This window comes from Sorangium sp. So ce1153 (assembly GCF_051521595.1).
Classification (GTDB): Bacteria; Myxococcota_A; Polyangia; order Polyangiales; family Polyangiaceae; genus Sorangium.
The window spans coordinates 995,408-1,008,351 of the sequence record NZ_CP150361.1; the positions used below are offsets into that span (position 1 = coordinate 995,408).

At 71.0% G+C, this 12,944-nt stretch carries 10 protein-coding genes; 6 read left to right on the forward strand and 4 right to left on the reverse strand.

What is annotated here, in order from left to right; translation table 11 throughout:
* The first annotated feature begins 90 nt into the window (after window positions 1–90).
* On the forward strand, window positions 91–2,280 hold the full coding sequence (locus WME85_RS03565; protein ID WP_437835276.1) for a bifunctional alpha,alpha-trehalose-phosphate synthase (UDP-forming)/trehalose-phosphatase: 2,190 nt from the start codon (window positions 91–93) through the stop codon (window positions 2,278–2,280).
* A 76-nt stretch (window positions 2,281–2,356) separates the two neighbouring features.
* On the opposite strand, the gene WME85_RS03570 is transcribed toward WME85_RS03565, so the two are convergent.
* Window positions 2,357–3,964: a right-handed parallel beta-helix repeat-containing protein gene (locus WME85_RS03570; RefSeq protein ID WP_437835277.1), complete on the reverse strand. Its 1,608-nt coding sequence runs from the start codon at window positions 3,962–3,964 to the stop codon at window positions 2,357–2,359.
* 518 nt (window positions 3,965–4,482) lie between these two features.
* On the opposite strand from WME85_RS03570, the gene WME85_RS03575 reads away from it, so the two are divergent.
* Both WME85_RS03575 and mgtE read left to right on the forward strand, forming a co-directional pair.
* Window positions 4,483–5,100 (forward strand): Maf family protein, encoded by a 618-nt coding sequence (locus WME85_RS03575; RefSeq protein WP_437835278.1) that lies wholly within the window; start codon window positions 4,483–4,485, stop codon window positions 5,098–5,100.
* A gap of 367 nt (window positions 5,101–5,467) precedes the next feature.
* Entirely contained in the window at window positions 5,468–6,802 is a 1,335-nt protein-coding gene (gene mgtE, locus WME85_RS03580; protein ID WP_437835279.1) for a magnesium transporter, read from the forward strand.
* A 17-nt stretch (window positions 6,803–6,819) separates the two neighbouring features.
* Here the strand turns inward: mgtE and WME85_RS03585 are convergent, their stop codons facing one another.
* Window positions 6,820–7,425, reverse strand: coding sequence for a hypothetical protein (locus WME85_RS03585; protein ID WP_437835280.1), 606 nt, complete (start codon window positions 7,423–7,425; stop codon window positions 6,820–6,822).
* 324 nt (window positions 7,426–7,749) lie between these two features.
* Between WME85_RS03585 and WME85_RS03590 the strand changes: the two genes are divergently transcribed.
* From WME85_RS03590 to purU, 3 genes are all read left to right on the forward strand, one after another.
* Window positions 7,750–8,052 carry a hypothetical protein gene (locus WME85_RS03590; RefSeq protein ID WP_437835281.1) on the forward strand — a complete coding sequence of 101 codons (303 nt, stop codon included), beginning with the start codon at window positions 7,750–7,752 and terminating at the stop codon, window positions 8,050–8,052.
* A 291-nt stretch (window positions 8,053–8,343) separates the two neighbouring features.
* Window positions 8,344–9,075 carry a histidine phosphatase family protein gene (locus tag WME85_RS03595; protein ID WP_436624951.1) on the forward strand — a complete coding sequence of 244 codons (732 nt, stop codon included), beginning with the start codon at window positions 8,344–8,346 and terminating at the stop codon, window positions 9,073–9,075.
* A gap of 207 nt (window positions 9,076–9,282) precedes the next feature.
* Window positions 9,283–10,179 carry a formyltetrahydrofolate deformylase gene (purU, locus tag WME85_RS03600; RefSeq protein WP_437307637.1) on the forward strand — a complete coding sequence of 299 codons (897 nt, stop codon included), beginning with the start codon at window positions 9,283–9,285 and terminating at the stop codon, window positions 10,177–10,179.
* Window positions 10,180–10,421: 242 nt separating this feature from the next.
* Here the strand turns inward: purU and WME85_RS03605 are convergent, their stop codons facing one another.
* Both WME85_RS03605 and WME85_RS03610 read right to left on the reverse strand, forming a co-directional pair.
* Window positions 10,422–11,531, reverse strand: a complete 1,110-nt coding sequence (locus WME85_RS03605; RefSeq protein ID WP_437835282.1) for a hypothetical protein — start codon at window positions 11,529–11,531, stop codon at window positions 10,422–10,424.
* A 673-nt stretch (window positions 11,532–12,204) separates the two neighbouring features.
* The gene (locus WME85_RS03610) at window positions 12,205–12,897 is read right to left on the reverse strand and encodes a glutathione S-transferase N-terminal domain-containing protein (RefSeq protein ID WP_437835283.1); all 693 of its coding nucleotides are present in this window, start codon (window positions 12,895–12,897) and stop codon (window positions 12,205–12,207) included.
* Between the last annotated feature and the right edge of the window lie 47 nt (window positions 12,898–12,944).

The window sequence follows — 12,944 nt, forward strand, 5'->3', positions numbered from 1 at the left end:
GGACACGCCCGATGAGCCGCTCAGCTCATCCCTGATTTCACCGCGCCGCGAGGCGCGGTGAAGGCGCCATGCGCTAGCTTCTGGCGGCGCATGTCCCGCCTGCTCATCGTCTCGAACCGCCTCCCCGTGACCGTCCGCGTCGAGCAGGGCGATGTCGCGGTCGTCCCCTCGACGGGCGGCCTCGTCACCGCGATCCGGGGCCCTCACGAGCGCCACGGCGGGCTCTGGCTCGGCTGGCCGGGCGACGTCTCGCGCCTGAGCGCGGAGCAGCGCCAGGAGGTCGAAGAGCAGCTCGCGCGGCTCGGCACCGTCCCGGTCCACCTCACCGCGTCCGAGGTCCGCCGCTACTACGACGGCTTCTCGAACGACGTCCTGTGGCCGCTGTTCCACTACCTCGTCGAGAAGGTGCACGTCGACGCCCGGCGCGACTGGGAGAGCTACCGCGCGGTGAACGAGCGCTTCGCCGACGCTGTCGCCGCCCGGTACAGGCCGGGGGACAGGGTCTGGGTCCACGACTACCAGCTCACGCTCGTGCCGGCGATGCTGCGCGAGCGCATCCCGGACGCGCGGATCGGCTTCTTCCTGCACATCCCTTTCCCCGCGGCCGAGGTCTTCCGGATCCTGCCGTGGCGGGAGCAGGTGCTGCGCGGCATGCTCGGCGCCGACGTCGTCGGGTTTCACACGACGTCGTATCGGTACCACTTCGTCTACTCGGCCGCGCGCGTGCTCGGCCTCGATCCCGACCTCGAGACGCTCGCGTACGAGGGGCGGAAGGTGCGGCTCGGCGTCTACCCGGTGAGCATCGACGTCGAGGAGTTCGTGCGGCTCGCGCAGGACGAGGAGGTGCGGGCCGAGGCGCGGCGCCTCCGTGAGCGCGCCCAGGGCCGGAAGATCGTGCTCGGCATCGACCGGCTCGACTACACGAAGGGGATCCCGCGGCGCATGCTCGCGATCGAGCGCTTCCTGGAGCGCGAGCCCGAGCTGCGGAGCAAGGTCCGGTTCATCCAGCTCGCGGTGCCCACGCGCGAGCAGGTCGACGCCTACGCCGACTTCCGGCGGGTGGTGAACGAGCTCGTCGGCAGGATCAACGGCGCCTACGCGACGCTCGACGACGTCCCGATCCACTTCCTGCACCGGTCGATGCCGATGGCCGGGGTCGTCGCGCTCTACCTCGCGGCCGACGTGATGATGGTGACGCCGCTGCGCGACGGGATGAACCTCGTGTCCAAGGAGTACGTGGCGTCGCGGATCGACGACACGGGCGCCCTGGTGCTGAGCGAGTTCGCGGGCGCGGCCGCCGAGCTGATCGAGGCGCTCCCGGTGAACCCGTACGACATCGACTCGGTGGCCGCGACGATCAAGCGGGCGCTCGTCATGCCGCCGGCCGAGCAGCGCGTCCGGATGCAGGCGCTCCGGCGCCGCGTGATGGCGCACGACGCGCACCGCTGGTCGCACCGCTTCCTGAACGACCTCGAGCGCGCGAGCGGCGCGGCGCCCGCGGTGGGGGCGGCCCGCCGGCGCACCGACGCGCCCCAGCGGAGCACGATCGCGAGCGCGCGCAGCGCGCCGTCGCTCGTGGTGATGCTCGACTACGACGGCACGCTCGTGCCGCTCGCGGCCATGCCCGAGCTCGCGCCGCCCGACGAGGAGCTCATCGCCGATCTGCGCTCGCTGGCGGCGCGCCCGCGGACGCAGGTGCACGTGGTGAGCGGCCGGCCGCGCGAGGATCTCGAGCGGTGGCTCGGCGAGCTGCCCATCAGCCTCCACGCGGAGCACGGGTTCTTCTCCCGCTCGGCGCCCGGCGAGCCCTGGGTCGCGCTCCGCGACGTCTCGCTCGACTGGAAGCCGAGGGTCCGCGACATCCTGCAGGACTTCGTCGACCGCACGGCGGGCAGCTTCATCGAGGAGAAGGTGGTGTCGATCGCGTGGCACTACCGGACCGCCGATCCGGAGCTCGCCAGCCAGATGGCCCGCGAGGTGCCCGCGAGGCTCGAGGAGGTGCTGCGCGAGCGCGATCTCGAGCTGGTCCCTGGGCGGAAGGTGCTGGAGGTGCGGCTGCGCGGGGTGAACAAGGGGATGATCGTGCCGCGGGTGCTCTCGACGGTGACGCCCGACGCGATGGTCGTCGCGCTCGGCGACGACAGGACCGACGAGGACCTGTTCGCCGCGCTCCCCCCGACGGCGCTCACGGTCCACGTGGGCGGCGGGGAGAGCACCGCGGCGTTTCAGCTGCCCGATCCGGCCTCGGCGAGGCGGCTGCTGCGCGCGCTCGTCGCGTGAGCGCTCGTCGCGAGGGCGGCGCGTGGGGGCTCGTCGCGAGGGCGCGCGCTCGTCGCGAGGGCGCGCGCGCGGCGGCTCACGCCCTGGAGGGGCGGCCGCGCCGCCGGAGGACGGCCCCGAGGATCGCCGTCGCCGCGGCGAGGGCGGCGCCCGCGCCGGCGAACGGGCGGCCTGCGATCGGCCCGCCGACGCTGCACGAGCCGGCGGTGTCCTGATCGCTCATGGCGGTGTCCTGATCGCTCCCGTCGGCGTCCCGATCGCTCCCGGCGGTGTCCCGATCGCTCCCGTCGGCGTCCCGATCGCTCCCGGCGGTGTCCCGATCGCCGCTCTCGGCGTCCCCGAGGGTGTACGCAGCGTTCATGGCCATGAGCCCGCCTCCGTGCTCGTAGGCGCCGATGTCGATCGCGCCCGCGGTCGGTCGCGACGGCGCGTCGCCGGCGGTGCGCGCGGCGCGCGCGGCGCGCGCGGGCGCGAACCGCGGCGCGGCGAGCGGCCCCGGGAACGGGTGCCCCGCGGGGCTCGGCGTCGACTTGGACCCGGCGTCGACGAGGGGGCTGTCTGCCGACGGGCGGAGGTCCAGCGCGTCGATGTTCGTGAAGCCGGGCTCGGCGCCCTGCAGCGTGCCCGTCCACCCTGCGGGGATGGACGAGGAGCCGCGCGGCACCCAGTTGTTCGCGCCCGAGATCAGCGCCGCGCCCGTCGCCCAGCTCGCCGACCGGTCCACGTAGACCTCCACGCCGCCGCCGCCGGTCCGGTAGAACACGTTGTTGCTCATCTCGACGCTCTCGATCCCGTCGAACATCCTGATCGCCACGTTCGAGCCGGGGGCGAGCAGGAACGTGTTGTTGACGAACCGGAAGCGGCCGAACGTCTGGCCCGTGCCGTCGCCCCCGACGCGCGCCACGAAGTGCTTGCCGGTCTTGCGGAAGACATTGCCGACCACGTCGGAGTCCTCACGCGCGAGCCCCTCGTCCTGGCCGTCCGGCCCGATCAGCTCGATCTCGTGGTATTTCGCGCCCTCGATCCAGTTGTAATAGATCTCGTTCCGCTCGGCGCGGCTCTTCACGTTGTTGCCGCCATTGCCGTCGTGCACATAGCAATGCCGCATGCGGAACACCGAGCCGAGGCGCGTCTCCTCGTCGGTCGCGATGTAGATCGGATGCCGGCTGTCGCCCGAGCCGCACGCGTAGACCTCGACGTACTCCAGGGTGAACGAGCCCGACTCCGAGTCGGCGCCGAGGATGCCGTGCCCGGGGCAATCGTGCACCACCGCGTCGCGGATCGTGACGTCGTGCGCGCGGTTAAACACGCAGCGGCTCGAGCCGCCGGTGATCTCGAAGCCCTCGAAGACGTAATGATTACCACCGAAGACCACCGTGTTCGTTCCGCCGGATAGCACGGGGCGGCGGCCGTTCGCGCGGACGCCACGGATTGTGATCTTCTGCGCTTCAGTTCCAGATTTCTTGAAGATCAGGTCCCCGGGATAGGTCGCGCCGCCTTCGACCTCGACCACGTCCCCGGCAGCGAGGCGAGGGGCAACCTCCGCGAGGCTAGAATAAGGCTTGCCTCGGCCCACCTCGTACGTCGCCGCGCTCGCCGGCGAGGCCGCGAGCAGCACGGAGAGCGCGATGCCCGGCGCGACGAGAGAGAGCGTGACGAGGTGCCTTGTGTTGAGTTGCTGCATCGCCGCAATGTCGCTTGTGGTGCAATGGTAGTGCAAGCTGCTTTTTAATGAAATGCACGATGGGTAATTCAGGAGACACCCGACGACAGGCAACCTCTGCCAGTCCTTCGTGGTCCCCTGGCGTTCTCGCCATTGCCGACTCTCCTTGCCAGCTGTCACGCCCGAGGGAATCGCTGTAAATCGAAGCGAGCCGGTGCGAGGCACGAAGGGCTCCAGGACCCTTCTGGCGGCGAACGGCGGGTATGGCGCGATCATTGAAGAGAGAAAATCACCAGGGACGCCCAGGTGAATCAACAATGGATCGAGAGATTTAACCGCCAAGAGCGCCAAGAACGCCAAGAGAGATAGAGAGAAAATCTAGATTCAGAAGGCAAGGTACGCCTGGGAAGCCAAGGTAAATCAAAAATCTCTTCTTGGCGTTCTTGGCGTTCTTGGCGGTTAATCTCTCTCTCCTTCTCCGAGCACCGGCAGAACGGTTCCCCTCGGCGCCTGCGTCGTTCCGTGCCATGGAGCCGATCATGTCCAGGATTGTCCTCGCCTCCACGTCTCCCTTTCGGCGGGCGCTCCTCGATCGCCTCGGGCTCGCGTACGAGGCGGTCGCGCCGGCGTTCGACGAGATCGCGCCCGAGGGGATGCCGCCCCCCGCATGCGCCCGCCTGTTCGCCGAGGGGAAGGCGCTGAGCCTCGCGCCTGCGTGCCACGACGCCCTGATCATCGGCGCGGATCAGGCGCTGGATCTCGACGGCGAGCTCCTGCGCAAGCCGGCCACGCTCGACGAGGCGGCGGACCAGCTCGCGCGGCTCGCGGGGCGCGCCCACGCGCTCCACACCGCCGTCGCGGTCCACGCCCCGCCAGGGCTGCCGCTCGCCCCCGACGCGCCGCGGACGCTGACCGAGATCGCGACCGTGGAGCTGCGCGTCCGCCCGCTCGGCCGCGCGCAGATCCGGCGCTACGTCGAGCTGGATCGGCCGATCGGGAGCGCGGGAGGGTACCTCTTCGAGAAGCACGGGCCGTGGCTCTTCGACGACGTGCGCCACCCCGACGAGACAGCCATCGTGGGGCTGCCGCTCGTCCCGCTCTGCCGCCTCCTGCGCCGCTTCGGGGTCGATCCGCTCGACGCGCCCGCGCGCGCGTGATCGCGTGATCGCGTGAGCACCCGGGCTCGGGCCGAGGGGCGCTTCCCGGCGGGTGGATCCGCGACAGCCGCGAGACCCTGGCTTGCCCTGCGCGACGCTCCGCGCCGCGCACCGCGCGTCACGCGACCTGGCCGCCCCAGGCGTCGCGCTGCCCGACGGCCCGGCGCCGGCGCGTGGCGTCGGCGGTCGCTCCCCGGGCGGCCGCGCGCTGGGCCGCCCGGGGAGCGGCCGCCCGGGGAGCGCGGCCGTGGCGCGCGCGTTGCTAATCGCTGCTCGTGGCCCAAGCCTGCCACGAGGCCCTTCGGACTGAGCACCTTCTGCCGGGCGGCGCCGACAGGGCGGGCCAGGCGCTCGATGAGGTGAGGCGATGACGGAACGCCCGCCCTCCAAGGGGGCCGAGACGATCACGGCAGCCGAGCTGTCCATGTCGTGGTCGGCCCTCGAAAGCGACGAGCGCGTGCAGGCCTATCGCCGCCTCCGGCGCGAGGAGGCGGAGGATTTCTTCCAGGGCCTCCCGTCCGCCGACCAGGCCGCGCTCCTCGCCGCGCTCACGAAGGGCGAGCGCAGGCTGTGGCTCCGCCTGCTCGCGCCCGACGACGTGGCGGACATCCTCCTGGAGGTCTCGCCAGAGGAGCAGGAAGAGCTCCTCTCGCTGCTCGACGAGCCGACGAGGAGAGAAGCGAGCGCGCTGCTCGCGTACGCGGAGGACGAGGCCGGCGGGCTCATGAGCCCGTGGTTCGCGCGCGTGCGGCCGGAGGCGACCGTCGACCAGGCGATCAGCTACCTCAAGCGACAGGCGAGGGACCACCTCGAGACCATCTACTACGGCTACGTGCTCGACGCCGAGCAGCGGCTGCTCGGCGTCGTGTCGCTGCGGCAGCTCATGATCGCCCCCGGCGACAGGCGCGTCAGCGACATCATGAAGACCGACGTCGCGTCGGTGAACGAGGACGTCGACCAGGAGGCCGTCGCGCGGCGCTTCGCGGAGCACGACCTCGTGGCGATCCCCGTCGTCGACGCCGAGGGGCGCATGAAGGGCATCGTCACCGCCGACGACATCGTGGACGTCGTGGAGGAGGAGGCGACCGAGGACATCCAGAAGCTCGGCGGCATGCAGGCGCTCGACGCGCCGTACCTCCGGACCCCGCTCCTCCGGATGGTCGGAAAGCGCGCAGGCTGGCTCTCCGCGCTGTTCCTGGGCGAGCTGCTCACCGCGACGGCGATGGGGCACTACGAGGACGAGATCGCCCGCGCCGTCGTGCTGGCCCTCTTCGTGCCACTCATCATCTCGAGCGGGGGCAACTCCGGCTCTCAGGCGACGACGCTGGTCATCCGCGCCATGGCGCTCGGCGAGATCCGGCTCGTCGATTTCTGGCGCGTCTGCCGCCGAGAGCTCGCGTCGGGCCTCGCGCTCGGCGGGATCCTCGGCGCGCTCGGCTTCGCGCGCGTCATGGTCTGGGAGGAGCTCTTCGGGACCTACGGCGAGCACTACCGGCCGCTCGCGATGACCGTCGCGATCAGCCTGGTCGGCGTCGTGACGTGGGGCACGCTCTCGGGCGCGCTCCTGCCGTTCGTCCTGCGGGCGCTCCGCTTCGACCCGGCGAGCGCCTCGGCCCCGTTCGTCGCGACCCTGGTCGACGTCTCGGGCCTCGTCATCTACTTCAGCGTGGCCGAGCTCCTGCTCCGGGGGCTGCTCCTCTGAAGGGCGGCGCTCCCGGGCTACGGGCTGACGCGCGACGCGAGGTAGCCGGCCGCGGCCTCGCCGATGATGCGCGCGTCCTCGCGCCAGCGGCCGCCGCTCGACAGCTTGTCCGAGTCAGCCCTGCTGAGGGCCGTGTTCGGGTTGGGCGACGCCGTGCGGCTCGAGAACTGGACCTCATCGAGCACCTTGCCGTCCGCCGTCGTGATCCGGAGCGTCAGCATGATCTGGCTGGGGGCCGAGGAGACGACCGCGTAGAAGCCGGGGTTCATGTAGCCGACATAGGGCCTGATCACGAACGGCGACGAGGCGGGATCGCTGACCTCGGCGACGTCGATGCCCTGCTCCTTGGCGTGGGAGATCAGCGTCTTCGCGAACTCCTCGTTCACGGACGCCTTGTCCTGCACGAAGCTCCGCTGCTCGTCCGCGTCCTTCTTGGCGAGGTACATGTCCTCGGGCTCGTCGATGAGGGTCAGGCCCACGTAGTCGATGGGCACCAGGGCGAAATACCGCTGGCCCACGAACGGATCGGGGTTCGCCTGGGTCACGACGCGCCAGCGCGGAGCGCACCCGGCGAGGGCCGCGACGCCGACCAGCGCGACCGCGATGAAGCTGCGACGGTGCATGAGGGGCTCCTTCAGAGGGCCCGCCTTGTAGGCCAGGTCCGAGCGCGTTGGCAAGCGCCAGAGGGCGCGCGATCCGCCGGCGCGCCGGCGGATCGCGCGGCTGCGCAGCCGCGCGGCCGTGGCGACCCGGTCCGCACGCGCACGACCGCGCCACCGCGGCGCCCCTCCGACCTGGACGGGGCGGCTCCCTCGCTGGCGTGCGGCGGCTCGCCCCGCGCTCGTGCCCTCCTGTGCAATGGGCGGACATGGCCCGAGCTGGCCTGTGAGATGCAATAGCCATCTCGGACGATCGATGGGTGTTCCATCGAGGTTGGAGGTGAACTCATGGTCCCGCATTTCGCAGCTGGCCTCTTCGGCCTTTTGCCGCTCGTTGTATTTCCGCTGTTCGGGTTCGATCCGCCGGGGGACGCCGGCGGTGGCTCCCAGGTGAGCGGCGACCCCGAGCCCGAGGACCCCGCCTCGCCCGGCGACAGCGTTCCGCGGTATTTTTATTCGATTTCCTGCATCGAGGGCAGCACGGGAAAGAAGACCTTCCGCTCGGAGGACGAGTTCTGCACCGCCCTGCGCGCCGAGCAGGTCTGCTCCGAGAGCGCGGCGTTCTTCGCGCTCCTCCAGGGCTGTCCCTGAGCCGCGCCGCGCGGCCTCCTGCGCCGCGCGGCGCGCGCGCGAGCCCTCCAGGCGAGCGGGTCGAACTCGATGTCCCCGGCGGCGCTGCGAGCGTGGACCACGAAGCCGCGCGCGCGATCTCGCGGCGCGCCGCCGGAGGGCGCTCGTCTACCCTCTTCCGGCGCCATCGCGCTCCTGCGGCGGAGGTACAAACGCTTGACATCCGAGGGGGGCCTTGCTCTTCCTAGCGGGCGCGGATCGCCCCGCGCGGCCCTTCCCTTCGCCTGGTTGCGCGCCTCGGAGGCTCCCATCGTGACGAACCTCTACCTCATCCGGCACGGAGAAGCGCTCGTCAACGTGAACCATATCGTGGGCGGGATGCGCGGGGACACCGGGCTCACGTCGCTCGGCGTCCTCCAGGCGGAGCGGCTGCGCGATCGCCTGGCCGCGACGCGCGAGATGGCCGCCGATGTCCTGATCGCCAGCTCCTACCGCCGGGCGCAGCAGACCGCCGAGATCGTCGCTCCTGCCCTGGGGTTGCCCCTCACGCTCGACGACGAGGTGCAGGAGCTCCGGCCCGGCGAGGCAGACGGGATGCCGGTCGGAGAGGCGATGGTGCGCTACGCGATCGATTTCGAGCGCGAGCCGTTCCGCCCGGCGAGCCCCGGCGGGGAGAGCTGGGCTCAGTTCATGCTCCGGGTCTCCGTCGCCCTCGATCGCATCACCCGCGAGCACGAGGGGCGGACGATCGTCGTGTTCACGCACGGCGGCTTCATCGACGTGGCGTTCCTCCATTTCTTCAAGATGAACGCGCTCGCCTTCCCGGTAGCGCACTTCGCCACCCGTCACACGTCGATCACGCACTGGCAGCGCCGGCGGCGCTGGGGCCGGGCCGAGGCCTGGCATCTCATCTATTACAACGACAGCGCTCACCTGCGCGACGTCGAGCGGACCGTGCGCATCCCCTGGGCGGAGCTCTCCACGCTCGCTCCCAGGATCGCCGATGAGGGGCCGCCGTCGTCGGAGAGCGGCGAGGGCCGCTAGCTTCGCGCCGCCAGGGGCTCATCCTCTGGCGTCATTCACGTCACGCCGTCCCTGGCGGCGCGAGCGCGTCGTCGTGCCCTGCACGGCGCGCCGCGCGCCCTGCGTCTGAGGCGCACCGGAGCGGGCCTCTCAGGGTCGGCTGACGCTGGGCTGACGTTCGGTTCCCCGCGCTTGCACGTCCGCCTCCGGGCGAGCTACATGACGCGCATGATGGGTCCCGTTCACGCAACCTTCCTCGTCGCCGCGCCCGACCAGCCCGGCCTCGTCGCGCGACTCGCAGGGTTCTTCTACGACATCGGCCTGAACATCATCGACGCGAGCAATCACACCGATGCGTTCACGGACGAGGGCCCCCGCTTCTTCATGCGCCTCGTCGTCGATCTGTCGGGCCTCTCGTCGCCGGCCGCGGTCACCGCCCTGGGCGGCTCGGCCACGCGCAGCGCGATCGAGGCCTCCTTTCGCGAGCTCGCCACGTCGCTCTCGGCGCGCTGGTCGGTGGACTACAGCGATCACATCCCCAAGATGGCGATCCTGGTCACGCGGGATCCGGCGTGCCTCTACGACCTCGTGCTCCGGCAGCGCGCGGGCGAGCTCCGCTGCGACATCCCGCTTGTCATCTCGAACCATCCCACGCTCGAGGCGGTGGCGGAGAGCTTTCGAATCCCGTTCTTCTGCCTCCCGATCACCCCGGAGACAAAGCGTGATCAGGAGCAGCAGGTGATCCAGCTGCTGAAGAAGCACCATGTCGATCTCGTGGTGCTGGCGCGGTACATGCAAATCCTCTCCGAGCAGCTGCTGGACGAGGGGCCGCCGGTCATCAACATCCACCACGGGTTCCTCCCGGCGTTCCAGGGCGCGAAGCCGTATCACCAGGCGCACGCGCGCGGCGTGAAGCTCATCGGCGCGACGGCGCACTACGCCACCCGGGACCTGGATCAGGGGCCGATCATCGAGCAGGACGTCGCGCGCGTGAATCACCAGCTGGGTCCGGAGGAGATGACGCGGGTGGGGCGCGACGTGGAGCGCGTCGTCCTCTCGCGCGCCGTCCGGGCGCACCTGGAGCGCCGGGTCATCGTCGAAGGCCGCCGCACCATCGTTTTCTAGAGCGAGCGGCGGGCACCCGCTTCGGATACGGGCCCATCTCGGCGCCTTCGGTGCTCAGCGCACTGGAGTGCGCTTGCGCGCCGAAGACGCCGAGCTGGACCCGTCTCCTGTGCGGGTGACCGCCGCTCTGGGCGGGGTCGGGCGGGAGGTGGGGCGGACTCTGTCGGACGGCGGCGCGAGCGGGCCGAGCTCGATCGCGCAGCGAGATCGTCCGACAGAGACCGGAGCGGGGCGGCCGGGGGTTACCGCTGGCCTTGCTGGCCGAACGGCGAGGCCTGGCCCGTGACGCCGGGCGCGAAGGCCCCCGTCTGACCGACGCCCAGCTGCCCGACGACGGCGCTCTGGCCGACGGCCGACTGGCCAAGCTGTGCCGACTGCCCGATGGCCGACTGCCCGATGGCGGCGCTCTGTCCGACACCCAGCTGCCCGATGGCGGCGCTCTGTCCGACGCCCAGCTGCCCGATGGCGGCGCTCTGTCCGACACCCAGCTGCCCGACGGCCGACTGGCCGATGGCGGCGCTCTGTCCGACACCCAGCTGCCCGACGGCCGACTGGCCGATGGCGGCGCTCTGTCCGACACCCAGCTGCCCGACGGCCGACTGGCCGATGGCGGCGCTCTGGCCGACGCCCAGCTGTCCGATGGCCGACTGGCCGATGGCGGCGCTCTGACCGGTGGCCGACTGGCCATATCCGGCCTGGTGACCCGATTGCTGACCGGCGTAGCCGCCCAGCCCAGCCTTCGAGGGGAGCTCACCCTTGCTGGGGCCGAAGGCACCCTTGCTGGGGCCGAGCTCGCCCTTGCTGGGGCCGAAGGCACCCTTGCTGGGGCCGAGCTCGCCCTTGCTGGGGCCGAAGGCACTCTTGCTGGGGCCGAGCTCGCCCTTGCTGGGGCCGAAGGCACCCTTGCTGGGGGCGTATGCACCCTTGCTGGGGCCGAGCTCGCCCTTGCTGGGGCCGAAAGCACCCTTGCTGGGGTTGTATCCACGCTGGCTCGGACCGAACACGCCCTTACCGGGGCCATATGCACCCTTGCTGGGGCCGTAAGCACCCTTGCTGGGGGCGTAAGCACCCTTGCTGGGGGCGTAAGCACCCTTGCTGGGGCCGTATGCACCCTTGCTGGGGCCATATGCGCCCTTGCTCCAGCCGAGCGTGGCCTGCCCGGGCGCGAGCTGGGCCGTGCCCATCCCCGCGTACCCGCCCCTCGCCTCTCCGAGCGCCTGATCGACCGACTCGACCGCCTCCTCATCGAGCCCGGTTTGATCGAGGTCCGCCTCGTCCGTGTTCAGCGCGCAGCCGGCGGCCAGCGCAGCAAAGAGGATCGCAGGCACCAGCAACTTGGTATGCATCGACATGATTGGTTCCCCCCGATGTCCGCCAGGGCCCACGAGGCCCGGACATCTCGGGCTCACCGCAGAGCAGACTGTGTGCCTGGTAGGCGTGTGCATACGTTTCCGCTCACAGGGTGCTTGACGTTCGCCCGGCGGGCGATCCAGCGCGCTTGCTCGATTCTGCACCCCGCGGCGGAGTTCTCCCGATCCGAGCAAAACCGACCTCCGGGGTAGGCGCTCCCCCGGCCCGCCGCCCACGCATCGTCGCTCGTCACCGCGCTTGCCGGAGCCGCGCCCCCTTGCGTCCTCCGGGCGCCCCGTGCGGGTCGCGCCCGAGGGCGCTCCGCGCGCGTGACGCGCGCACCTCACCGCCAGGACAGACGGAGCGCACCGCCAGAGCAGACGGAACGCGACGTCGCAGGTCTATCCAGGGCACATCGCGATGGCGAGGCGCGCGAGGCATCAGGCGGGGGCCTGCGCGGAGGTCGCGCCGACGCGATGGCGCGGCCTTGCTCAGGAAGCGCTGTGTGGAATCGCGTGTGCACCGGCGAGGCGCCGGAACTGTCGGTTCGTCCGAGATCGAGCGATTCGCCCCGATCGCAGCGTCATCGATGGCTCACGCTGCGCCCACGGCGGAAGGACGCGCTCGCGCCGAGCGCATGGGCGGCGCGTCCCGGGCGCGACCTGGACGGCAGGATCACGCCTCGGGCTTCTTCCCGAACAGCCACTTCCTCGCCTCGTCGTCGAGCTGCTGGCTCTGATTCCGCAGCTCGCTCCCGACCGCGAGCCCGCGCTCGACCGCCGGCCGCCCGCGCATGGCCTCGAGCCACCGCTTGAAGTTCGGGAGCTCGTCGAGCGCGATGCCATACCGGTCGTGCAGGATCGCCCAGGGGAAGCTCGCGATGTCGGCGATCGAGTACTCGCCCGCGAGATAGGGCCGGTCCGCAAGCCGCTTGTCCATCACGCCGTAGAGCCGGCGCACCTCCTTCGTGTAGCGCTCGATCGCATACGGGATCTTCTCCGGCGCATACTGGCCGAAGTGGCCCGCTTGCCCGCTCATCGGGCCGAGGCCGCCCATCTGCCACATGAGCCACTGGGTCACCTCGTAACGGCCGCGGAGATCCGAAGGGATGCCCTGTCCGGCCTTCTCCGCGAGGTAGAGCAGGATCGCGCCCGACTCGAACACGGAGATCGGCGCGCCGCCGCCCGCCGGCTCGTGGTCGACGATCGCGGGCATCCGGTTGTTGGGGCTGATCGCGAGGAACTCCGGCTGGAACTGGTCGCCCCGCCCGATGTTGACCGGGATGAGCTTGTACGGGAGGCCCGTCTCCTCGAGCATTATGCTGATCTTCCAGCCGTTCGGGGTGGGCCAGTAATAGAGATCGATCATCGTACGCTCCGTCTCCGTGATGGTTCGCCGATCGCGACGGCGTGCTG

What these genes read in the sequence shown, in the direction of transcription:
- WME85_RS03565 (WP_437835276.1), top strand. Translation starts at nt 91, where the DNA reads ATGTCCCGCCTGCTCATCGTCTCGAACCGCCTCCCCGTGACCGTCCGC.
- WME85_RS03570 (WP_437835277.1), bottom strand. Translation starts at nt 3,964, where the DNA reads ATGCAGCAACTCAACACAAGGCACCTCGTCACGCTCTCTCTCGTCGCG.
- WME85_RS03575 (WP_437835278.1), top strand. Translation starts at nt 4,483, where the DNA reads ATGTCCAGGATTGTCCTCGCCTCCACGTCTCCCTTTCGGCGGGCGCTC.
- mgtE (WP_437835279.1), top strand. Translation starts at nt 5,468, where the DNA reads ATGACGGAACGCCCGCCCTCCAAGGGGGCCGAGACGATCACGGCAGCC.
- WME85_RS03585 (WP_437835280.1), bottom strand. Translation starts at nt 7,425, where the DNA reads ATGCACCGTCGCAGCTTCATCGCGGTCGCGCTGGTCGGCGTCGCGGCC.
- WME85_RS03590 (WP_437835281.1), top strand. Translation starts at nt 7,750, where the DNA reads ATGGTCCCGCATTTCGCAGCTGGCCTCTTCGGCCTTTTGCCGCTCGTT.
- purU (WP_437307637.1), top strand. Translation starts at nt 9,283, where the DNA reads ATGATGGGTCCCGTTCACGCAACCTTCCTCGTCGCCGCGCCCGACCAG.
- WME85_RS03605 (WP_437835282.1), bottom strand. Translation starts at nt 11,531, where the DNA reads ATGTCGATGCATACCAAGTTGCTGGTGCCTGCGATCCTCTTTGCTGCG.
- WME85_RS03610 (WP_437835283.1), bottom strand. Translation starts at nt 12,897, where the DNA reads ATGATCGATCTCTATTACTGGCCCACCCCGAACGGCTGGAAGATCAGC.